This is a genomic window from Flagellimonas flava (genome assembly GCF_050617915.1).
GTDB lineage: Bacteria > Bacteroidota > Bacteroidia > Flavobacteriales > Flavobacteriaceae > Flagellimonas > Flagellimonas flava_A.
Genome location: NZ_JBODQE010000001.1, coordinates 498468 through 519623, shown reverse-complemented (window position 1 = coordinate 519623; position 21156 = coordinate 498468). Strand labels below are relative to the sequence as shown.

Annotated in this window: 21 protein-coding genes; 9 read left to right on the top strand and 12 right to left on the bottom strand. The window is 42.5% G+C overall.

Features of this window, described 5'->3' with window-relative positions:
• The first annotated feature begins 3 nt into the window (after window positions 1–3).
• From ACRHOZ_RS02395 to ACRHOZ_RS02365, 7 genes are all read left to right on the top strand, one after another.
• Complete coding sequence (locus ACRHOZ_RS02395; protein WP_431121940.1) at window positions 4–627, top strand: hypothetical protein; 624 nt, start codon at window positions 4–6, stop codon at window positions 625–627.
• Entirely contained in the window at window positions 624–1967 is a 1344-nt protein-coding gene (locus ACRHOZ_RS02390) for a 2TM domain-containing protein (protein ID WP_431121937.1), read from the top strand. Before ACRHOZ_RS02395 ends, ACRHOZ_RS02390 begins: the two co-directional genes overlap by 4 nt.
• Before the next feature lie 208 nt (window positions 1968–2175).
• Window positions 2176–2454, top strand: coding sequence for a 2TM domain-containing protein (locus ACRHOZ_RS02385; RefSeq protein WP_431121934.1), 279 nt, complete (start codon window positions 2176–2178; stop codon window positions 2452–2454).
• Between the two features lie 41 nt (window positions 2455–2495).
• Window positions 2496–2798 carry a 2TM domain-containing protein gene (locus tag ACRHOZ_RS02380; protein WP_431121932.1) on the top strand — a complete coding sequence of 101 codons (303 nt, stop codon included), beginning with the start codon at window positions 2496–2498 and terminating at the stop codon, window positions 2796–2798.
• Complete coding sequence (locus ACRHOZ_RS02375; RefSeq protein WP_431121929.1) at window positions 2789–3106, top strand: 2TM domain-containing protein; 318 nt, start codon at window positions 2789–2791, stop codon at window positions 3104–3106. The genes ACRHOZ_RS02380 and ACRHOZ_RS02375 overlap by 10 nt, the downstream gene beginning before the upstream one ends.
• Window positions 3106–3441 carry a 2TM domain-containing protein gene (locus tag ACRHOZ_RS02370; protein WP_420400132.1) on the top strand — a complete coding sequence of 112 codons (336 nt, stop codon included), beginning with the start codon at window positions 3106–3108 and terminating at the stop codon, window positions 3439–3441. Before ACRHOZ_RS02375 ends, ACRHOZ_RS02370 begins: the two co-directional genes overlap by 1 nt.
• Before the next feature lie 15 nt (window positions 3442–3456).
• Window positions 3457–4212, top strand: a complete 756-nt coding sequence (locus ACRHOZ_RS02365; protein WP_431121925.1) for a LytR/AlgR family response regulator transcription factor — start codon at window positions 3457–3459, stop codon at window positions 4210–4212.
• Between the two features lie 91 nt (window positions 4213–4303).
• Here the strand turns inward: ACRHOZ_RS02365 and ACRHOZ_RS02360 are convergent, their stop codons facing one another.
• Complete coding sequence (locus ACRHOZ_RS02360; RefSeq protein ID WP_431121923.1) at window positions 4304–5494, bottom strand: LETM1-related biofilm-associated protein; 1191 nt, start codon at window positions 5492–5494, stop codon at window positions 4304–4306.
• Between the two features lie 205 nt (window positions 5495–5699).
• Here ACRHOZ_RS02360 and ACRHOZ_RS02355 point away from each other — a divergent pair, with 205 nt between their 5' ends.
• Entirely contained in the window at window positions 5700–6350 is a 651-nt protein-coding gene (locus tag ACRHOZ_RS02355; protein ID WP_431121921.1) for an OmpW/AlkL family protein, read from the top strand.
• A 73-nt stretch (window positions 6351–6423) separates the two neighbouring features.
• On the opposite strand, the gene ACRHOZ_RS02350 is transcribed toward ACRHOZ_RS02355, so the two are convergent.
• From ACRHOZ_RS02350 to ACRHOZ_RS02325, 6 genes are all read right to left on the bottom strand, one after another.
• Window positions 6424–6780 carry a YciI family protein gene (locus ACRHOZ_RS02350; RefSeq protein WP_431121919.1) on the bottom strand — a complete coding sequence of 119 codons (357 nt, stop codon included), beginning with the start codon at window positions 6778–6780 and terminating at the stop codon, window positions 6424–6426.
• A 31-nt stretch (window positions 6781–6811) separates the two neighbouring features.
• Complete coding sequence (locus ACRHOZ_RS02345; protein ID WP_431121917.1) at window positions 6812–8089, bottom strand: RNA polymerase sigma factor; 1278 nt, start codon at window positions 8087–8089, stop codon at window positions 6812–6814.
• Window positions 8090–8113: 24 nt separating this feature from the next.
• Window positions 8114–9118 carry a GNAT family N-acetyltransferase gene (locus ACRHOZ_RS02340; RefSeq protein ID WP_431121915.1) on the bottom strand — a complete coding sequence of 335 codons (1005 nt, stop codon included), beginning with the start codon at window positions 9116–9118 and terminating at the stop codon, window positions 8114–8116.
• 88 nt (window positions 9119–9206) lie between these two features.
• Window positions 9207–9578 (bottom strand): VOC family protein, encoded by a 372-nt coding sequence (locus ACRHOZ_RS02335; RefSeq protein WP_431121912.1) that lies wholly within the window; start codon window positions 9576–9578, stop codon window positions 9207–9209.
• Between the two features lie 53 nt (window positions 9579–9631).
• Complete coding sequence (locus ACRHOZ_RS02330) at window positions 9632–10213, bottom strand: superoxide dismutase family protein (protein ID WP_431121909.1); 582 nt, start codon at window positions 10211–10213, stop codon at window positions 9632–9634.
• 54 nt (window positions 10214–10267) lie between these two features.
• On the bottom strand, window positions 10268–10750 hold the full coding sequence (locus ACRHOZ_RS02325) for a YdeI/OmpD-associated family protein (protein ID WP_431121907.1): 483 nt from the start codon (window positions 10748–10750) through the stop codon (window positions 10268–10270).
• 166 nt (window positions 10751–10916) lie between these two features.
• Between ACRHOZ_RS02325 and ACRHOZ_RS02320 the strand changes: the two genes are divergently transcribed.
• The gene (locus ACRHOZ_RS02320) at window positions 10917–11126 is read left to right on the top strand and encodes a hypothetical protein (RefSeq protein WP_431121906.1); all 210 of its coding nucleotides are present in this window, start codon (window positions 10917–10919) and stop codon (window positions 11124–11126) included.
• Between the two features lie 7 nt (window positions 11127–11133).
• On the opposite strand, the gene ACRHOZ_RS02315 is transcribed toward ACRHOZ_RS02320, so the two are convergent.
• Genes ACRHOZ_RS02315 through ACRHOZ_RS02295 form a run of 5 tightly spaced genes read right to left on the bottom strand, consistent with a single transcriptional unit; the run spans window position 11134 to window position 21072 of the window.
• Window positions 11134–12354 carry a bifunctional alpha/beta hydrolase/OsmC family protein gene (locus ACRHOZ_RS02315; RefSeq protein ID WP_431121904.1) on the bottom strand — a complete coding sequence of 407 codons (1221 nt, stop codon included), beginning with the start codon at window positions 12352–12354 and terminating at the stop codon, window positions 11134–11136.
• 56 nt (window positions 12355–12410) lie between these two features.
• Window positions 12411–13112, bottom strand: coding sequence for a DUF2490 domain-containing protein (locus ACRHOZ_RS02310; protein ID WP_431121902.1), 702 nt, complete (start codon window positions 13110–13112; stop codon window positions 12411–12413).
• Window positions 13113–13118: 6 nt separating this feature from the next.
• Entirely contained in the window at window positions 13119–16325 is a 3207-nt protein-coding gene (locus tag ACRHOZ_RS02305; protein ID WP_431123315.1) for a VPS10 domain-containing protein, read from the bottom strand.
• A gap of 46 nt (window positions 16326–16371) precedes the next feature.
• Complete coding sequence (locus ACRHOZ_RS02300; protein WP_431121900.1) at window positions 16372–17748, bottom strand: amidohydrolase family protein; 1377 nt, start codon at window positions 17746–17748, stop codon at window positions 16372–16374.
• 33 nt (window positions 17749–17781) lie between these two features.
• A complete protein-coding gene (locus ACRHOZ_RS02295) occupies window positions 17782–21072 on the bottom strand; it encodes an amidohydrolase family protein (RefSeq protein WP_431121898.1) in 3291 nt (1096 codons plus the stop codon).
• Window positions 21073–21156: the final 84 nt, after the last annotated feature.

Genomic DNA, 21156 nt, shown 5'->3' with positions numbered 1-21156 from the left:
ACCATGAAAAAGATTTTAGCAGTACTTGTCATTTGTGTAACCAGTGTGGCAACCGCCCAAGATCGATATGCCAGCGGAATGCAAAAAGCATTTCAACTTTGGGGCGAACAAAAACCCACGGAAGCCTCCAACCTTTTTGAACGGATTGCCATGGCGGAACAGGACAATTGGATTCCCCATTATTATGTGGCCCATGTGAATACGATTCACTCGTTTGGCGAGAAAGATTTTGAAAAACTATCCAAACAGTTGGAAAAAGCAAAAGAGTTTTTGGATTTGGCAAAGGCCATTTCCCCAGAAAATCCGGAGCTAATGGTTTTGGAAGCCTTGATCAATACGGCTTGGATTGCCTATGATGGAGCCACGTATGGGATGACGCTTTCTGGAAAGAACTTTCAATTGTATGAGCAGGCCTTGGCCATGGCTCCGCAAAACCCACGTGTTGTATTGTCCAAAGCAGAATGGGATATGGGTAGCGCCAAATATTTTGGCAAGGATGTAACCCCCTATTGTAAAGACGTGGAAAAGTCCTTGGAACTTTTTGCTAATTTTAGCAATGATACACCCTTCTATCCTTCTTGGGGAAAAGATCGGGCAGAGGTAGTGCTTAACCAATGCGGTGAATGAAAATAACTCTAAAATATATAGGCAAATTATTGGCTACGGCTATCTTGATCGGACTGATCTTAGCTGGAATCTTTATTGGCTTAAGAGCACTTTCAGGAGGGTCGATATCTTTTGATATTGACCTTTTGCGTGAGATAGGATACTACATATTCTACTCCATTGTTTTGAGCTTACTTAATGGGGTGTACTATGATTATCTGAACCACAAAGTGGTTTGGAAACGCTATGCAAAGTACCGCTTGGTTATAGGAGCACTTGGTGGGGTGGTCTTGACCATGATCGGGATTTTCTGGATCAGAATCGTAATCAATATTGGTTTTGAAGGCGAGGACTGGGAGGATTTCATTGCGGGTGAAAAGGCCATTTATTATGTGGTAGCCCTATTGATCACGATTGTTATTTCTGTCTTTTTCCACGCTTTTTATTTCTATAGGAATTGGCAGGAAAAAAGGGTCAAAGAGCAGAAAATTATAGCTGGAACGGCATCCGCACGCTTCGATGCGCTAAAAAATCAGTTGGATCCGCATTTTCTGTTCAACAGCTTAAATGTGTTGACCAGCCTAATTGAGGAAGATCCCACCCAAGCCCAAAAGTTTACCACATCGCTTTCCAAAGTATATCGATATGTTTTGGAGCAAAAGAACAAGGATTTGGTGACGGTGGACGAGGAACTCAACTTTGCACGCACCTATGTTAGGTTACTTAAAATGCGTTTTGAGGACAGCATTGTTTTTGATATTCCGGAGAAGAGCAGCATACCAGAAGCCAAAATTGTTCCCTTGTCCTTGCAGTTACTATTGGAAAATGCGGTGAAGCACAATGTGGTCACGGCCGCCAAGCCCTTGCATATTAAGGTTGAAGAAAAGTCAGGGAACTTAGTTGTCAGCAATAATCTCCAGGAAAAACAGGTCGTTAAAAAAAGCAGTGGGGTGGGACTTCAGAACATTAAACAGCGCTACAGTATTTTGACGGATAGAGCAGTGGAAATTGGTAAAACCAAATCAAAATTCAGTGTTGCTCTTCCCATGCTCACCCAAAACATTAGCGTAAAAGAAACGCAACAGAGTTATATAGCAGAAAAACGCTATATAAAAGCAAAAGAACGGGTAAAGGCTATTAAGGACTTCTATTCCAACCTTACGGCCTATTGCATTGTTATACCCTTCCTGTGGTGGCTCAATTTCAGGACAACGGATTTTTTATGGGCATTTTTCCCAACTCTGGGCTGGGGTTTTGGACTCTTAATGCACGGAATGGAAGCTTTTGGAACAAACCCACTTTGGGGCAAGCGCTGGGAAGAACGAAAGATCAGGGAACTCATGGAGAAAGAGGATTTTTAAGCTAAAGACTAAAGACTAAAGTCCAAAGTCTAACGTCTTGATTCTTGAATCTAACATCTAACGTCTCACATCCCACATCTCATGTCCAATCCCAACAACAACTCATCCGTCTAAATTAACAATTGACTCCTTCTCTTTTTTTATCCTACTTGTTTGTTCCGAATTTTGAAGTATAAATCAAAACAAGTTGAACATCAATACAAAACAAATGGAAAATTATAGAGACTTTAAATACGAGAGAGCCAAGGAACGAGTCAAAGAATTAAAAGGTTTTTACAGCAGTTTAATCAGCTACTGTATTGTGATTCCCATATTGGCGTATGTCAATTACCACACAACACGTTTTCCCTGGGTAATTTTTCCAGCTGTAGGATGGGGGATAGGTCTTATTGCTCAGTGGATGAATGCTACCGGACACCATCCCATTTTAGGGAAAAACTGGGAAGAGCGAAAAATTAAGGAGTATATGAACAGCAGCGAATTCTAACGAATCCTTATCTTTAAAAACCTTGCTAAACACTTGACAACATGAACAATTTCAACAAAGAGAACAAGTATATCAGGGCAAAGGAGCGGGTGGATGAGCTTAAAAAATTCTACGGTAACCTGGGGTCTTATGTTGTCATAGTCTCCATTCTGGCCCTTATTAATTACCTGACCATTGGTTTTGGATACATGTGGTTTTTATGGGTAGCATTCGGTTGGGGGATTGGTGTTTTCTTTCACGCACTCAAAACCTTTGACCTTAATCCCTTTTTTGGACGAAAATGGGAAGAGCGAAAAATAAAACAGTTGATGGAAGATGAAGAAAGTAAAAATAAATGGAGATAGTCATGGAACAATTTGATCAAGAAAAATATAAAAGAGCTAAAAAGAAGATTGAGGAACTCAAGGGGTTTTACATCCATTCGGCCGTTTACATTATCATCAACACCTTTATTTTGGTGAATATCTATATGCACACGGACGACTTTTGGCAATGGCCGCACTTTGTAACCCTATTCGGTTGGGGAATCGGCCTGGGATTCCATGCTTCCAAAGTTTTTGGTTTCAATCTTTTGTTTGGAAAGGATTGGGAGGAAAAACAGATTCAAAAGTATATTGAGGAGGACGAAAAAGAAATGGACAAATACCGCTAATGGAACCAGAAGTTGCAAAATATGAGAAAGCCCAGAAAAAGGCTAGGAAAATTAGGGGTTTTTATACCCATGTTTTTGTATTCCTACTGGTCAATGCCATATTATGGATTGTAAAAGCAGATACCAGTCGCATGATCATAGAGGCGACCGGCATTCAGGAAGTGGGCTTTGCCAATTATCTGCATTGGCAATTTTGGACCATTACCTTGAGTTGGGCCGCAATTATACTCATTCAAGGCCTAACCTTGTTCGGTAGACCATTGATTGCGAAATGGGAGCGCCGAAAAATGCAAGAGTTTATGAACAAGGAAAATAATGGTTTCCACGAACACTAACTTATAATGGCTATAATGAACGTAATAATTATCGAGGATGAGAAACCGGCTGCGCGAAGATTAAGCCGTCTACTTTCGGATTTGGATGTGCATGTTTCCATGATGCTCCATTCGGTGGAAGAATCCATTGAGTGGTTTCAGAACAATCCCCATCCCGATTTGATTTTTTTGGACATCCAACTTTCGGATGGTTTGTCCTTTGAAATTTTCGAAATTGTGGAAGTCAAAAGTGCCATCATTTTCACCACTGCTTATGACGAATATGCACTCCAAGCTTTCAAGTTGAACAGCATAGATTATTTGCTAAAACCTATTGATGATGAGGAGCTGGAAACTGCCATAAAAAAGTACCAAAATTTTAAGCCTGGAAACCAGAAAATTTCGGTGGATTTTAACGACATAAAAAAGCTCTTGGTAAACCCTCTGGAAAGAGAGTACAAAAAAAGATTCACGGTAAAAGTTGGACAACATCTGAAGATCATCAATGCCGATGAGGTGGAATGCTTTTACAGTGAAAATAAAGGAACCTATGCGGCCACATCCGAGGGAAGAAATTATTTGTTGGACACCACCTTGGAAAATTTGGAGGAAGAGCTTTCGCCCCAAATGTTTTTTAGGGTGAGCCGAAAGTTTTATGTGAACGTAAATCACGTCAATGATATCATTTCTTACACCAATTCCAGGCTCCAAATCAAGCTAAAACGGTATAATGAGCAAGAAATTATAGTGAGCAGGGAGCGTGTAAAAGACTTTAAGTTATGGTTAGAGTAGTGGATTTTAATAATCTGAATTTCAAAATTATAGAACCTTTGAAAAATCACTATAAATTTTCTTTATAGTGCGTTTTTGACCTTCAACCAGGCTAGCTCTCCTCAATTCTGTTGTCATCAAATGCGGAGGGAAGTAATTTAGGAATCAATTTAATGAAAATTGGTAAAAGAACCGCTCCTCCAGGTAACATAAAAATGGCCAAAGAAGGTACACTTTTGAAAACATCCAGCAGTTGATTCTGAACTTTTTTCTTTTCGTTAGGACTTAATTCCTTAACTGCAGATTTGGATAATAGGGTTACCAATTCCTTACTTTCAGCAAGTTCTTTTTTTAATCTTTTGCTATTTCTTAGAATTAATTTACTGACGTTTTTGGACATTCCATCATAGAATTGTGAGGCCAAATTTTTGTCATTTAAATAGGGGATTTTGTCCCTGTTTTTTTCAAAGAAATCCTTCACATTTTCCAAGGCCAATTTCACCTCATTTTCGGTCTTTTCCAAGTCGGTTCCCAAACCAAAAATATAGTCCGATTCTGTGTAGTTCAATGTCTGGTCTTCCCAGATGGTCAAGCAGGCCATATCCAAAAAATATTGGCGCTCTTCAGGAGTAAAATTTGAGCACAATAAATCCCGATATGTACCATCAAAATTTGCATTGTTCAAATCCACATAAGTCAGTGAAGAGGCTAAAAGTTGCATCAATTTGGCATCCTTTTCATCCGTTTCCTTGGAATTTAAGGTTTGGTACGCAATGTTCATTATCACATATTCCAACTTTTGGGCATGCTCCATAATTGGGGAATAGCCTTTGAGGTAAACCCTAAAAATGAGAATGTCTACATAAAGAAGTGAGTTGGTCAAACTGTTTCCAAGAGCCCTGTTAAATGCATTCCCACCTAAATAGATTCTGGAATCCAACAATTTTTCAAGCTGGTTTTCCGTGTGCCCTCCTGCCAAAATCTTGTTTAGAAATGAAATTTTTCCAACTTCAAGCGATTGGTAATAGGCAAAAACGGTGTTCACAAAGAGGTCAAACTCCACCTCTCCTTTCTCCAACCTGAACGTATAGTAGAGCGCAGTCAGCAGATTGGTTTTTGCTATTTCATCTTCGGTGAGCTCATGCTGAACGGGAATAAAATCAGAAATCCCAAGATGGATACCATAGATAAAACCGTTCTTTTTCAGTTCCAGGTACAAACTTTCAAAGTCTGGGAAGTGTAGGCGCTCTTTTTGGACAAGATGTCCAAACTTATTGATCCATCCGGAAGAAGAAGGGTTCATTGGGCAAAGATTTACGCTTCAAAATAAAGGAAATTATGTCACTTCGAATGCGGCAAGTTTTGTTTTGCAATAAATTTGATGCCTGAGGTAAAAACTTTTGGGGGCGTATGCTCTGGTTTTACTGGGGGTTCAGTGTCCAATGATAAAGGTCATATTCCTTGAAGTATTCCAACCCTAGTTTTGACGAAAATTAAAATCAAAGAACATGGGAAAAAAAGGAATTTTTGTTTTGGCACTACTAATGGCCATGATAACCAATGTATGGGCGCAGGATGTACCTAGCAATGATGATACCAGCAAGTGGCAGTTTCGTTTAAGGGGAATTGTTGTGACTCCCGATGAGAGTGCAGATATTGAGACTATTGGTGGGGATGCCTCCATATCCACGGCCGTAGTTCCGGAATTTGATATCTCTTATTTTTTTAATGAAAATTGGTCCTTGGAATTGATTTTGGCCACTACCAAACACGATGTGGAAGCTGTTGGAACAGCTGCCGGTGATTTGGATTTGGGACACGTATGGTTGCTTCCCCCAACTTTGACTGGGCAATATCACTTTACAGGAGGGGATTTTGTTCCTTACGTGGGGGCAGGCTTAAACCTTACATTGTTCTATGGTGTTGATGAAGGACCTGTTGCAGATGACGTGGACTATGACACCAGCATTGGATATGCCTTGCAAGGCGGATTTGACTATATGCTCAACGATAAATGGTTCTTGAACCTGGATGTGAAGAAACTTTTTCTAAATACCGATGCAACCGTGAATGCTACCACCGCTCTGGGTGCCACTGTAGGCGCCGATGTGGATATCAACCCCTGGATTATTGGATTTGGGGTGGGGGTAAAATTATAAGAACCAGTATTGGTTTTTAGGTTTATTTTGATGGTGGGAACGGCTTGCTTTAGCAAGCCGTTCCTTTTTTAAGTTAGTTTATGCCCTCAACATATTTAATGGGCCTAACTTCTACCCGCCAAATACCCTCGTCAAATCTTGGGTCTTGTTTGGCAATGGAGACAGCTTCTTCCATGTCTTTGGCCAGTAAGTGGTAATAACCAGAAATAATTTCCTTGGTCTCGTTGTAGGGTCCGTCTATAATCTGCCCATTTTGGTAGGATAGCATGGTACCTTCCATTTCCAAAGGTTGGGCCGATTTCATTCTACCTTCCTCTGTGAGCCGTTGCAGATACCCTCCAACTTTTTCAATGTGCTGTTGCATTTGTTCTGGGGACAAATTGGCCTTTGGCGATTCCTCACTTCGAATAAGCAATAAAAATTCTCTCATGATTTTCTTGTTTTTGGATTAAAATTCAACCCTAGGACAACTGGGAAGGTAAGTTAGGGACAAGCTCCTGAATTTTTTTTGATAAAAGTTCCTTATCTCTTGGGTTTGGAGTTAGCTTTTTAGCATTTTGATAGGCCTCCAGCGCTTTATCCCATTCCTGATTTCGCTTATAAAGTTCACCCAAGGTAAAGGGGTACATATAGTACTGCCCTATATCGGATTGGGAAGCCAGCTCTTTCAATGTTTCAATGGCCTTGGTGGCCCCCTCAACCTCCGAGAGGACAACAGCCCGATTCAGGGCCACAATGGGAGATTGTTCCAAGGAGAGCAGTTGGTCGTATAGACCTAAAATGTCATTCCATTTGGTTTGCCCATACGTGGGAGCCGCACAATGATGAGCAGAAATGGTAGCTAAAAGGGCATATTTTGAAACCTTTTGACTTTGGGTCACCTCTTCCAAATATTGCATGCCCGTTTGAATGGATTCGGCATCCCACAAACTCCTGTCCTGTTCCTTAAGATCTAATACCTTGCCGTTTTTGGAAACCCTAGAGTTAAACCTCGAAACATTGAAATACATAAGCGCCAAAAGTGAATGAATGTCTGTTTTTTGCTGGATGCTTTTGCTCTCCAGAAGCAGTTTGGCCAATCGAATTGCTTCGAGACAAAGGTCAAATCGGATAACCTCATTTTTACTGGAAGGAAAATACCCTTCATTGAACAAGAGATAAATCGTCTTTAACACAGCTTCCAGTCGTTGGTTGATAACTTCCTCGTTAAAAAGTTCCAAACTTACCTGTCGCAATTGTTTTCTGCCTCTAACCAAACGCTTGTTTATGGTTTCGGTATTGGAGAAAAAAGCATGGGCAATTTCTTGGATACTAAAACCAGAGAGAATTTTTAAAACCAGGGCTATTTGGGAATTTTCGGAAATGGAAGGGTGGCAACAGCAAAACATCATTCGCAGTTGGCTGTCCGCAATAAGTTCTTCCGAAAAGGGCAACCCATCCTCCAAACTTGGTTTCATGCTGTTTTTGGATGCATAATCCCTTTGGTATTTGCCCCGTTTGATGGCATTGAGCGATAGGTTTTTAGCTGTAGTATACAGCCAAGCTTTGGGATTGTCCGGAATGCCGTTCATTTCCCAGTGAGAAGTGGCCTTCAACATGGTTTCTTGTACAATGTCTTCAGCTGTCTCCACATGATGATTTCCCAAATATCTGGAAATTACGGCAACAAGCTTCCCATATTCGGTTCTAAAAAAATGGGAGGCCAGGGCGCTACTGGAATTTTCCAAAGACTCATCCATAGCTCGAATAACTTTTGGCCTAAGTTACTTCAGAATAAGCCTAAATCCATGAACCTCTAATCCTTCTTGCTCAAAATCCAATTTGGGATAGCGAACAAAACCTAATTTTTGATACATCTTTCGAGCAGGTTTCATGTAGGCTGTGGAATGGATCAGCAGCTGCTTATTTCCATGTTCCCTAGCCTTATGTATACAGGCCACACTCAACGCTTTTCCCACACCCAGACCCCTGGCCGAGGATGCGACTGCCAACAACCGAAACCCCGAGGCATTTTTCATTTGTGTGGCAGTACCTCCTGAGCCGTAGTGTTGCATATCCCCAAAATAAAGGACGCCGCCTAAAATTTTCTGGGAAGGGGATACGGCTACCAAAAGTTCTGTATTCGGTTTTTTGGTAAAGTCACCTATGTTGGCGAGGGTATGGTAATATGCAGGTTGGTCTTCCTGCTTGGGAAAGCCGTCCAGACCCGAATAGACCTCTACCATAAGGTTCCCGATTTGTTTAAATTCGGAAGGAAGGGCATTGCGTATGCTAAATGGGTTGTTTTTTTTATGCTCATCAAAACGGATGGCATAGCGCTCCGAAAAGCTAAGTTCCTTAAGATTGTGTTCCAACGTATCCAGTTTTTTTAGAAGGGTATCGTCCACCACCTCCTGAAGCACTTCTTGAATTCTGTTCCATTCTTTTTCGAACTTTGGAAGTAGTCTTTTCCCTTTTTTGGAAAGTCGTATCAAGATCTTTCGTTGATCCAGTGCATCTTTTTGATGCTCCAAGTAACCTTGCTCTTTCATTTTTCGGGTGGTCTTGATCATGGCAGGGTGGGAGAATCCCAAGGTTTGCGCCATTTCGGTTACAGTAAGGGTGTCGCGCTGTTTCAGCAATAAAAAAATAACGTGCCAGTTGGGCTCCAATACCAGGTTTAAGCTGGCATAGTGATCCAAGGTGCTGGCCACAATGCTTTCATTCAATCTCTTTATACGTGCAGTGAACCCCAGATGTTTGAGTTCTTGTAGAAAATCAGGTTCCATATTAATTATGTAACTAGTTACGTAAAGATATAAAATAATGTAACCAGTTACATAAATTTATGAGTATCAGTTAAAGCAGGGAAATTGTTCAGATATGCTGGTCTAGCAAGATGACATTCCCGTCTGGATCCGATATCATGACACTTCCTGGCCCCGTGCCGTTCTCATCGGTTTCAGAGAGCAACGGAACACCATCGGCTTTCAAACTTTTCTGGATATCCCGAATGTCATCGTAAGCCTCCATCTTTTGGGCATTTTCATCCCAACCTGGGTTGAAAGTAAGGATATTGTTTTCGAACATTCCTTGGAACAGCCCAATGAGGGCATTGCCATTTTTAAGTATGAGATAATTTTGTTCCGCACTTCCTGCAAAAACCTTAAATCCCAACTTTGCATAAAATTCCTTGGATGCCTTAAGGTCTTTGACAGCTAGACTAACGGAGAATGCCCCTAGTTTCATACCAAATAATTTTAATTGAAAAGAGCCACTTTCCAGCGGCTCTTGAATTTTCTCTATTGAATAATACCCGTACAGGCCACTCGGGCCCCAGCCGCACCACTGGGTTGTGAAGTGTAATCATCTACACCTTGATGGACAATTACCGCTTTTCCTACAATGTTCTTGGTTTCATCATCGCATCCAATACACCATTCAGAAGTTCCAAAATCAACAGTGGCATTGCCTTCGGCATCAGCCACAAAGTTTCCAATATCGCCTTTGTGGTAGCCTTCTGCTGCTCCCCATTTGCCATGTGGTTGGAAGGTAGGGTTCCAGTGCCCACCGGTTGATTTACCATCTGCCGAGGAGCAATCTGCTTTTTCATGAATATGGATGGCATGTTCACCTTCGGTAAGCCCAGTAAGCTTGGCTTTCATAATCACTGTCCCGTTTTCCTCGGTAAAAGTGACTTCACCTCCCACATTACTGTCGCTTTTGGCTTCCATGGAAAATGAGACGCTCTTAACCTCTACAATCTCTTCTTTCACCTCTTCAACAACTTCATCAGTGGTTGTTTCCGCCTCTTTTTTAGCTTGTTTACAACTGAATGCCGTTAGAACCAGTAGGCTCATGGCTGCGATCTGTATTTTTTTCATCGTAAGGGTTTTTAGGTTTGGTCTAAGGTACCAATTATTTAATGTGAATTCAACCTAAATAATTTCCAAAAGCGCTTTGTTATCCTTAACACCTCTTTTTAGGTTTTCACAAAGTAGGAGCGATTTATCAATTCGGGTTTGGGAATTTTTATAACCGGAAATCATGTAAATGATGCTTCTTTTTTTGCCATCGGTGAAACCCTCAAAGATTGTTTGTGCATCCATGTCCGTTGACAGTACAGCATCCAGTTCTTCGGGCATCTCCACCCCATATTTGGAAGTGTCTTCGTAGAACTGCATCTGAAAGTAATCACCGGGATAGATACCCAATTTTTTTTGATTCCCCTTGTTGCACATCACAAAATAGGCGCCTTGACGTTTCTGGAGCGCTGCATAATAGGTTACTTCCCTATTTTCACAGCAAGCTTTTACCCTGACTCTTTTGTGCCCGGCTTCCAAAAAGGGAGTGACGACCTCCGTTGGAACCCTTACACTGTGCGTGCCCTCCAAGTTTACCTCAAATGATGGACTTTCCATATGTACCTGGGTTTAAGGGCTAAATACACCGTTGAACATAGGAGATGTGTTAGCCATCAATATTCCTAATTTGAACCTTTAACGGAATTAAAAATACTGATCTTTTAATTACAGCGTTATTTTGATAAAGCCTGATTTCTCCCTAAGGCACTAAAAAGATTAATTTATGCTGGTTCAACAGCCGTCACATTATATTGATTTTCTAGTGTATTGCAAAAAGAGAAAATCTTTCTGCAAGGGATACCATCGTTTAAAAAAACTGTGGTACGATGGGAAAATTGGTTATAACGAATATGTGCGTTCCTTAGGTAAAATCCAAAGGTCGGCCATAGAACTTGAGCTGGATTATTTTGACATCCTGTACATGCGCGGCTAAACCGCGATTACTCCACTAATTTACTGATGACCTGGGTTTCACTATGCAGGGTCTTATGAACGGGACACTTGTCCGCGATTTGCATAATTCGTGCTTTTTGTTTCTCATCCAAATCTCCTGTGAGCTTGATTTCCCTGTGAAAGGTATCTATTTTGGCACTATCCTGTTCACAATTCTCACAATCCTGTGCATGGGTTTTGCTATAGGAAGTATGGACTTCCACATTATCCACGGGCCAACCTTTTCTTTTGGAGTACATCTGAATGGTCATGACCGTACAGGCAGATAAACCAGCCGAAACCAATTCATAGGGTGAAGGCCCAAAATCGTTGCCACCAAAACTTTCGGGTTCATCCGCAACCATATAATGCCTGCCCACTTTCATTTGCGTGGTAAATCCATCTTCCGCATCCAAACTAGCCACCACTTGATGCTTGGTATTCAATTTTGGTTCTAGGTTTTCCACTGGATCCAAATATCGCATTGCCCAACCGGCAATTACATTTCCAGCATAGACCGAATCCTCCTTTTTGGAGAGCAAGTGATCAGCCCCATCCAAGGAAACAAAACTTTTTGGATGATGGGCAGCAATATAGATTTCTTCCGCATTTTTGATTCCCACGGTATCGTCCTGCGGGGAATGCATGATCAAAAGTGGTTTGCGAAGCGCCTTGGCGGTTTCGGGTAGGGATTTGGTATCCAAATCGTCCAAAAATTGCTTTTTAATGGTGAAATCCCTTCCGCTTAAGTTGACTACTGCTTTTCCAGTGGCCAAGATTTCATCCACTCCGCTCTGCAAAAGATGTTTAACATGTACCGGATTGGATGGAGCACCAATAGTGGCAACCGCTTTGATGGATGGAATTTGCGCTGCGGCAAAAATAGATGCAGCACCACCCAGAGAATGTCCAATGATAAGGGTAGGGGAATCATAATTATCCCGTAAAAATTCAGCAGCAGCTACAAGATCGCCTACATTACCTGAGAAGTTGGTATCGGCAAAATCCCCATCGCTTTCCCCAAGTCCTGTGAAATCAAAACGCAAGACACCAAATCCGTGGGAGGTGAGTGCTTTTCCTATGTTTTTTACCGCCAACAAGTTTTTGTTGCACGTAAAGCAATGCGCAAAAATGGCATAGCTATGGGGATGTTGGTCCGCGGGTAGCTCTAATCGACCTACCAAAGTTTGACCATCTGAATTTTTAAAGTTGATTTTTTGAAGACCCATTTGTTCCAAATAAAAGTTAAACCTCTGGTTCAGAACAAATGGGCAATCAATAGGGATTAGTTGGTGGCCCCTTTCTTCTTGAACACTCCCCTTAAGTCGGGATTATAAAAGATTCCTATCTGCACGCGATCAAAGACCGCATTGGCAAACTGATTTCGTAGGTAACCCACTTGAACACTACTGTTACTGGTCACATGAATTCCCAATGCTCCATACAAACGGTTTTGTCCAAAAAGGTCATCCTGTAAATTGATGAACAGTTCATCATAAAAATTCAGGAAGAAGGTATCCGTTAAGGGTAGGGTCATTTGAATCCTATACCGTCCACGATGCTGGGTATCTGTCCGATCCCCAAAATCCAAAAACCGTTGTTCCAGTCTATAACGGTGCTCAAATAGAAACTCCCAGACTTTGTTTTTCAAAATGAACTGTTGGAAAATACGATGCTCCTTGCTGTTGGTTTCGTTGGGAAACTCCTCAAAAGTACCATCAGTGGTAATATAGCCATAGCCCAATGTGGCAATAGCGTTTTTATCTATATGATAATTGAGTCCCGTACGCAGAAGCATTTGGTTAAAGTTGGAGGCCGTTTCATAGAATCGGAACTGGGCCTCTGTGTGAATACTGAACCGTTCCGCAATTTTGTTGGTTCCGAAATACATATACCAAGCTCCCCATTCGTCCTCTCCGGCTTGTTGGGCACTAAGTTGGGCTGCAAACCCTATTGTCATTAAGCTAAATACAATTTTCTTAATCATACTATTTTAATCTAGTTCAAAAACTTGCGTTTCCTTAAAAGGGGACAAATTTAAGGCTTCTATGGATTCTTGGTAAGGTTTCCAATCATTTGTAAAAAACGAATTGGTCTTATCCACTGCTTCCTTCAGTTCCTCATGGGCAAATTGTATCAATTTCTTTTCGGTTTCGGTGATACCGGATTTTCTTGTGCCAACGTAAAAACTTGCCGTATTTAAGCGCTGCATCACGGTAATTTCCGGATTTCTTGTAATCCCTTGCCTTTTGTCCTCCTTACCCAGATAAACAGCTACGACCGAATCTATTTTTTTGACAATGTCCCCAGAAGCTTTGATTTGGTCCTTGTATTTTTCCTTATCCAGTTCCTTCATTTCTTTTTCGAACTTTTGGGCCAGATTTTTGTTCTGCACCAATTGCTTTACCGCATCGGCAGCAGTTTGGGTGTAGCCTTCCAATTTTTTGCCCATGTCATAAACTTCTTGGATTCCCTCCAAGGAAGTTTTGATTCGAGGGTCTGTTTTTACGATAACACGAGTGGAGTCCGTATGACCGCCATATTGGATTTTCACCTTGTAGGTACCAGGTTTAACAGATATACCTCCGTTTTCCTTCTTGCTTTTGCTGATTTTCCTTGCAGGGGTGTCCGGCCCTTTTTCATCCAATCCCCAATATACCCTATGGAATCCTGCTTTTTTAGGTGTTTTGTGGGAGAGGGTCCTAATCAATCTATCCCCATCATAAATTTTGATGAAAATGGAATCCTTTTTTGGTTTTTCGTCCTTTTTGGCTTCATCTGCCTTTTCCTCTTCATCCTCTTTATTGTCGGATTTGGACTCCTGTTTCTTTCCTTCCTTCAGATAATAGGTCAACATGGCCCCTTGTTTTCTGTTTTCGCCATTATAAATGGCATCCCCGCCAAATCGGCTTCCCGTGGCTTGTTGATACGCTGCCAAATAGGCATCAGGAGATTCAAAAAGACTTACCTCCTTTTGAAGAAGGGAAGGGTTTTGGGCCAAAGCCCTTAATGGACGAATATCATCCAATACCCAGGCTGCACGACCAAACGTCCCAATCACCAAATCCTGTTCCCTGGGATGGATAACCAAATCTTTGGTAGATACCGTTGGGTAACCTTCTGTCCATTTTTGCCATTTTCCACCGGCATTGAAGGAGATGTAGAGCCCATCATCAGTGCCTAAAAAGAGGAGGTTGGAATTTTCCTTGTCTTCCACAATGGATAACGCATAACCTTCTGCATCATTACCATCCACAATTCGTGTCCAGGTTCTTCCATAATCCTTGGTACGATAAGCGTAAGGGGTGTAATTGAACCTTCGGTAGTCATTTGCCACCAACAAAGCTTCGCCTCTATGGGTTTTCGAAGCCTTAATCTGAGGAATCCAGCTGCCCTTTGGCAAACCTTTGATGTTTTGGGTTACATCTGTCCAGCTTTCTCCTCCATTTTGGGTGATGTGCACGCGTCCGTCATCTGTACCCACCCAAAGCATGTTTTGTTCCACTGGTGAGGGTTCTATAACGAGAATGGTGCAATAATTTTCCGCTCCAGTGGCGTCCATGGTCAATCCACCACTTTCACTTTGCTTTTGCTTTTCCTTGTCGTTGGTGGTCAAGTCAGGGGATATAACTTCCCAGGTCAATCCCTTGTTTGTGGATTTATGGACAAACTGACTTCCAAAATAAACGGTGCTGTTGTCAAATGGGTCCTGCCCAATGCCTGCGTTCCAGTTGAACCGAAGTTTTGTGGTGGCATCAGGTGGGGTAGGGCGAACAATATAATTGTTCCCCGTTTTCCAATCGTATCGGGAAACAAACCCTTGCTGACTCATGGCGTACCCAAATTGGTTATTGTCCAAATCGGGAACCACATCAAAACCATCCCCAAAAGCGATTTCTTGCCAATAGTCGTTTCGTATCCCTTGATGACGCCAAGCATAGGCTGGCCCTCGCCAAGAACCATTATCTTGCATACCTCCATATACATTGTAGGGGTACTCATTGTCCACACTAATGTGATAGAATTGGGCCAGGGGCAGGTTACCTACAAAACGCCAAGTTTTGCCGCCATCTTTGGTGATGTTCATACCCCCATCGTTTCCATCAATCATGAATTGACCATTTTCGGGATGGATCCACCATGCATGGTGATCGGGATGCACCCCATTATCCACTTGATAAGCGGGCATTAGCTGTTTGAAATTTTTTCCACCATCTTCTGAAACATTCACGTAGGTAAAAATGGAATACACCCGATTCTCATTTTCTGGGTCTACATAGATTTCAGAATAGTAGAACGGACGATTGCCAATATCGTTTTTATCATTGATTTTCTTCCATTTGGCACCCCCGTCCTCAGACTTATAGAGTGCATTTTTTTTGGCTTCCACCAGCGCGTATACCACATTGGGTTTGTTTTTGGCAATGGCTATTCCAATTCTTCCCAATTCCCCTTTGGGCAGCCCATCTTCTTCCGTAACCTTTTTCCAGTTGAGACCGCCATCATGGGTTATATGTAGGCCACTTCCTTCTCCACCAGACTTAAAGAACCAAGGGTCACGTTTGTGTTCCCATAAGGCCACTATTAGCTTATTGGGATTGGAAGGATCCATGACCATATCCGCCACCCCAGTTTTATTGTTTACAAATAAGATTTTACTCCAAGTTTTTCCTCCGTCCGTAGTTTTAAAGACGCCGCGTTCTGGATGCTCGCCCCACGGGGATCCAATGGCTCCTACATATACCACATCTGGATTGGTAGGGTCTATAATGATTCTGTGAATATGCCTCGTTTTTTCCAATCCCATGGATGTCCAGGTTTTACCGCTATCCAATGATTTGTAAATACCATAACCTCCGTTAAGACTGTTTCTTGGGTTTCCTTCCCCGGTTCCTGCCCAAATTACAGAGGGATTGGATTGTTGGATGGCGACAGCACCAATTGAGCCTGTAACCTCCTTTTCAAAAATGGGCTTCCATCTAATTCCTCCTGAGGTGGATTTCCAGAGTCCACCAGAAGCGGTGCCCACATACATAATGTCAGGATTGGAGTGTACCACATCAATGGCGGTAACCCGACCACTCATGCCAGCTGGACCAATGTTTCTGGGTTTCATGTCCTGTACCAAATCCATATTGAATTCTTGGCCAAAGACCACTGTGGACGCGCAAAGCGTCATCAGAAAAAGTAACTTTTTTATCATTTTAGGTATTTTGTCGTTTTTAGATTAATGATTAGCTGAATTTTTAATTTTTAGAGGCGTTCTCGGCAATTTTTTCAAGTTTAAGGGCAATCATTTCTTGGGATAACCACTTACCTTGACGAAAAACTCCTGAGATATCTTTCAGGGAAGACAAGTTATCCAACGGATTGGATTCCAGAACAACAAGATCCGCGGCCAATCCTTCCTTAACTTCTCCAAATTCATGTTCCAATCCAAAAAATTGGGCTGGGTTAATGGTCCCGGATTGAATGATTTCCAAAGGAGTCATCCCTGCTTTTACCATACCTTCAATTTCGTGGTGGATGGAAAATCCTGGAACGTTGAACAGTTGAGGGGCATCTGACCCCAATAAAATACCTTGACCGTTGTCTTGCAAAGCTTTTAGCAATTGCCTCCGAATAGCAATAAAATCATCCCACTGGGCTTCATCAAAACCGGAATCCGGGCCTGTGGAGTTCAATTTGATTTTTTTCCAGTTCTCCAAGGTGGAGACGGGCATATATTTCATTTCCGGTTGTGCCAGAAGCGTTTCTACAGAAATAGGAGCAAACCATCGCTCAAATAGACTTTGGGTGGGTACGATCCAGACCTTATGCTCTTTGGAAAGCGCAACCAGTTCATCAATTAGGGAAACATCTGCCAACGGAGTAAAATTATATCCGAAGAATCCATTGGCCGTAGGGTCAACATTTTCGGAAGTAGGTACAAGCCCTTCCAAATAACCATCAATATGGTCAATGGAGGCGAAATTGCTTTCTAGGGCATGTCGGATACCCACATCCACAGGAACATGGCCCGCAAAGGTAATTCCTACCTCATTGGCCGTTTTGACCAGCGCATCAAACACATTACGTTCAATACCCGGATGGATTTTTAAAAAGTCATACCCGTCTTTTTGATAGGCCGTTACTTTGGTAATGGCTTCTTCTTCCGAAGTAACCGAATTACCATTAAGGGAAGGACTGGAGGTAAAAATCCGAGGTCCCAAAATCTCCCCTGTTTTCACCTGCTCCCGCAATTCCAGATGATTGGGTGCCCCCAGCATACCACGTATAGTGGTGATACCATTGGATAAGTATAGGAAAAGCGTTTCTTCCAATCGTTCTTGTGAAGTTGAGGGAGGGGGAATGTGCGCATGCATTTCAGCAAGGCCAGGAAGCAAAAACTTTCCTGAACCATCAATATGCTCATTAAAATTTTCTGGATGCTGTTCTTCTGAAAGAATATATTTTATTTTCCCGGAATCTATCACAATGTGTTGATGGGCCAATAGGGTTCCTTCGCGAACATCGATTACGTTGACATCGCTAAGTAAAAGGTCGCCAGTAATTGCTTTTTCCTGAGCCTGATTGCATGCCGTTAGGGCTATCATGATCAAGAGTAGTGTTGTTTTTTTCATCACAGTGTAGTTTAGGCCCCTAGGACGAGGCGGTTAGTTGTGCCCAATATGGCAACCACAGCCTGGGCGTGTGAAGCTTTGGGCTTCTTCATGCCAAGGGAAAGCAGCGTTGTATTTGTTGTTTTCCCACCAAAACTGGCTTCGGTTTAGCTCCGTATTTCCAATTTCATCCATGGTTTCCGTATCAAAGAGACGACCATTTACCATGGTGTATTTCACAGATTCGGTATTTCGTATGTCCTCTAGAGGATTTTTGTCCAGGACAATCAAATCCGCAAGTTTTCCCACTTTCAAGGAACCTATGTCATTTCCTGCACCGATGTATCTGGCTCCATTAATGGTAGCCGCCTGCAGCGCTTGCATATGGGTCAATCCGCCCTGATGCAACAACCACAGCTCCCAATGGGCGCCAAGACCCTGTAACTGACCGTGGGCACCCAAATTGACCTTAACACCCTCATTGGTCAGGGCCGTAGCAGTTTTAGAAACCAGTATATGACCATTTTCATATTCCTCATCCGGAATCATGGTTCGGTATCTGGATCGGGAATCCACCAGACCTCTTGGGGTATATTTCAAGAGTTTTTCGTTCTCCCATATCTTGTCTTTCTGATAGAAATAATATTCTCCATTCATCCCTCCATAGTTGACCACAAGGGTAGGGGTATACCCTGAACCACTGGTTTTCCAAAGTTCCACCACATCTTTATAAACCGGAGCAACCGGGATATTGTGTTCTATTCCAGTATGGCCATCCATGATCATGGTCATGTTATGGTAGAAAGTAGAACCACCTTCAGGCACTACGTTGATGCCCAATTCCCGTGCGGCTTGCATCACCTGCTGCCGTTGGTCCCTTCTGGGTTGGTTATAGCTTTTCACGGACTTGGCCCCAAAGGCCTTGGTTCTTCGGATTGCGGAACGGGCATCTTCAAGATTGTTGATCACGGCCTTGAAATCTCCGTCGGCGCCATACAAGATGATACCTGTGGAATACAAGCGCGGTCCTACCATATTCCCATTTTTAATCAGTTCGGACATGGCAAAAATGGACTCTGTATTGGCCGAGGGATCGTGGGAAGTGGTAACTCCAAAGGCTAAATTTGCATACAATTGCCAATGCTTTTGGGTGGTCAATCCATATCGAAAACCGCCAATATGGGCATGGGCATCCACGATACCAGGCATGATGGTCTTTCCGGTAGCATCAAATACCTTGGCATTGGAAGGCACATTAATTTCATCTGACTTGCCTACATATTCAATTTTATTTTCGTTGATGACGATGGTGCCATTTTCAATGATTTCATCTTCTTCCATCGTCAAGATTCGAGCATTGGTAAAAGCGATTCTACCTGAAGGTTTATGGGTTTTGGCAACCAAACCGATCTTGGTTCCGATACTATCCATTTTAACGGCCTTTTCAGGTGACCCGGGTAAAAAGGTATAGCGGTCTTTGATATCGTTCACGAAATATTCTTCGCCCAAGGTCCAAAAGATTCTTTTACTGTCACTGGACCAATGCAAATTGATGCCTGCATCCTTGGAAATCTGTGAAACTGGAACAGATTTGGAATTGTTGTCCAAATCAATTTCCTTTCCATTGAGCACCAAAGGTGCGATATAAGCTTTATGTAAGTTGGTAAAAGCTATCCATTTATTGTCAGGGCTCGGCACCAGACGGTTGGCATATTTGGATTTGACATGTGTTTTTTTGTCCTTGCCATTTAGATCTACCGATTTAAGCTCCTTGGTCAGGCTTCCAAAAAACATTCCCCCGGTTTGGTAGAAAATACGTTTTCCATCCTTGCTGAAGGTCGGATATTCCCCCTCATTGACCACCCAATTGGGATTGGAACCATCTGCATTGATGGTGTAGACACCTGTTTTCTTGGCAAAGCTTCGCCCTTGGTCGTTGTTGCCGGGCTCTTTTCGATATGTGATTTTACGGCCATCCAAGCTAAATGAAGGGGTGCGGTAAATGCCTTTTTCAGAGCTGATTTTTATGGGCGTTCCACCGGAGGAGGATATCTTGTATATCGCTCCCAGGTTTTCATCATTCCAGGTAACATAGGCTATGGTCTTTCCATCTGGAGCAAAGGTGGGTTCAAATTCAAAATCCGTTCCCTTAGTTAGGCGTTTAGGCTTCCCATTGGGCAGTTTTTTGGTCCAAAGGTGCCCAAGGGCGTTAAAAACCAATGTTTTTTGGTCGGGGGAGGTCACCGCATGGCGAATCACCTTGGCGGTGAACTGGTCAGGAGCAACTGGCGAATCCACCCTAAGGGTTTCGGCAATCTTAATGTTCGCATCCACACTAAATGGGATATTGATCACCTCTTGGGTCCCAATATTGATTCTATGGATTTTTCCTTTGTTCCAAAAAACAATTTCTTGGTTATTGGGCATCCAATTGAAGTTGGGGTATACTCCAAAAATAGCCCAGGCCTCTTGTTGGTCTTTGTTCAGTGAATCCAAAATAGGCCATTCCTCTCCAGTTTCAAGGTCATGCAGAAATAGTACACTTTTGGTGCGTACACGTTTTACAAATGCAAGCAGCTTGCCATCGGGGGACACTTGGGGTCTGGCTGCCCCTCCAGGGCCACCGGTTACCGTAACGGTTTTTCCAGTTTCAAAATCATAGCGTTTTATTACATAGATCTGTTTGTTGGGATCCTTGTTGTATTGAAAGAATCCCCCTGGGTAAACATCCTCACTGTAGTAAAGGTATTTGCCATCCGCAGAAACACAGGGTTCGTTGACATCTTGCTGATCATTTTTACGTTTGGTGAGTTGTAGCCCAGTTCCTCCCGTTATGTGATATTGCCAAATTTCCCCCGCTCCAAGGGAACGTTGGGAAGTAAAATGCTTACGTGCCACCAGATAATGACCGTTGGGCATCCAGTACGAATTGTTGAGCAATCTGAAATCTTCTTTGGTGACCTGCTTGGCATTAGAGCCATCAGCATCCATCACCCAAATGTTGTCCCCACCTCCTGCATCACTGGTAAAGGAAATTTTGGAACCGTCCGGGCTAAATCTCGGTTGCACCTCAAAAGGGATTCCGCCTCTCAATAGTTTAGCTTTTCCACCAGAAATTGGCATGGAATAGATATCGCCCAATAAATCAAAAACAATCTGTGAACCATCAGGGCTCACATCCAAATTCATCCAGGTACCCTCGTCCGTAGTAAATTGGTGGTCTTGGAAATTGAAATCTCCTTTGGGATTGGAAACATCCCATTTAGAGTCATCTTTTTTGTCTTTTTCTTGGGCATACAAGCTTACCGATGCTAGGAACACCAGTGCAACGTAGAAGTATTTCATTATAGGTTCAATTAGTCAGCTAAAGATACCAAAAACGAAGAGTGGTTTTCTTAAAGCCTTGTTAATGGCATTGCAACCGGGTTT

Excerpts from the sequence above, each read along its gene's own strand:
- ACRHOZ_RS02395 (WP_431121940.1), top strand. The coding sequence starts at position 4 with ATGAAAAAGATTTTAGCAGTACTTGTCATTTGTGTAACCAGTGTGGCA.
- ACRHOZ_RS02390 (WP_431121937.1), top strand. The coding sequence starts at position 624 with ATGAAAATAACTCTAAAATATATAGGCAAATTATTGGCTACGGCTATC.
- ACRHOZ_RS02385 (WP_431121934.1), top strand. The coding sequence starts at position 2,176 with ATGGAAAATTATAGAGACTTTAAATACGAGAGAGCCAAGGAACGAGTC.
- ACRHOZ_RS02380 (WP_431121932.1), top strand. The coding sequence starts at position 2,496 with ATGAACAATTTCAACAAAGAGAACAAGTATATCAGGGCAAAGGAGCGG.
- ACRHOZ_RS02375 (WP_431121929.1), top strand. The coding sequence starts at position 2,789 with ATGGAGATAGTCATGGAACAATTTGATCAAGAAAAATATAAAAGAGCT.
- ACRHOZ_RS02370 (WP_420400132.1), top strand. The coding sequence starts at position 3,106 with ATGGAACCAGAAGTTGCAAAATATGAGAAAGCCCAGAAAAAGGCTAGG.
- ACRHOZ_RS02365 (WP_431121925.1), top strand. The coding sequence starts at position 3,457 with ATGAACGTAATAATTATCGAGGATGAGAAACCGGCTGCGCGAAGATTA.
- ACRHOZ_RS02360 (WP_431121923.1), bottom strand. The coding sequence starts at position 5,494 with ATGAACCCTTCTTCTTCCGGATGGATCAATAAGTTTGGACATCTTGTC.
- ACRHOZ_RS02355 (WP_431121921.1), top strand. The coding sequence starts at position 5,700 with ATGGGAAAAAAAGGAATTTTTGTTTTGGCACTACTAATGGCCATGATA.
- ACRHOZ_RS02350 (WP_431121919.1), bottom strand. The coding sequence starts at position 6,780 with ATGAGAGAATTTTTATTGCTTATTCGAAGTGAGGAATCGCCAAAGGCC.
- ACRHOZ_RS02345 (WP_431121917.1), bottom strand. The coding sequence starts at position 8,089 with ATGGATGAGTCTTTGGAAAATTCCAGTAGCGCCCTGGCCTCCCATTTT.
- ACRHOZ_RS02340 (WP_431121915.1), bottom strand. The coding sequence starts at position 9,118 with ATGGAACCTGATTTTCTACAAGAACTCAAACATCTGGGGTTCACTGCA.
- ACRHOZ_RS02335 (WP_431121912.1), bottom strand. The coding sequence starts at position 9,578 with ATGAAACTAGGGGCATTCTCCGTTAGTCTAGCTGTCAAAGACCTTAAG.
- ACRHOZ_RS02330 (WP_431121909.1), bottom strand. The coding sequence starts at position 10,213 with ATGAAAAAAATACAGATCGCAGCCATGAGCCTACTGGTTCTAACGGCA.
- ACRHOZ_RS02325 (WP_431121907.1), bottom strand. The coding sequence starts at position 10,750 with ATGGAAAGTCCATCATTTGAGGTAAACTTGGAGGGCACGCACAGTGTA.
- ACRHOZ_RS02320 (WP_431121906.1), top strand. The coding sequence starts at position 10,917 with ATGCTGGTTCAACAGCCGTCACATTATATTGATTTTCTAGTGTATTGC.
- ACRHOZ_RS02315 (WP_431121904.1), bottom strand. The coding sequence starts at position 12,354 with ATGGGTCTTCAAAAAATCAACTTTAAAAATTCAGATGGTCAAACTTTG.
- ACRHOZ_RS02310 (WP_431121902.1), bottom strand. The coding sequence starts at position 13,112 with ATGATTAAGAAAATTGTATTTAGCTTAATGACAATAGGGTTTGCAGCC.
- ACRHOZ_RS02300 (WP_431121900.1), bottom strand. The coding sequence starts at position 17,748 with ATGAAAAAAACAACACTACTCTTGATCATGATAGCCCTAACGGCATGC.
- ACRHOZ_RS02295 (WP_431121898.1), bottom strand. The coding sequence starts at position 21,072 with ATGAAATACTTCTACGTTGCACTGGTGTTCCTAGCATCGGTAAGCTTG.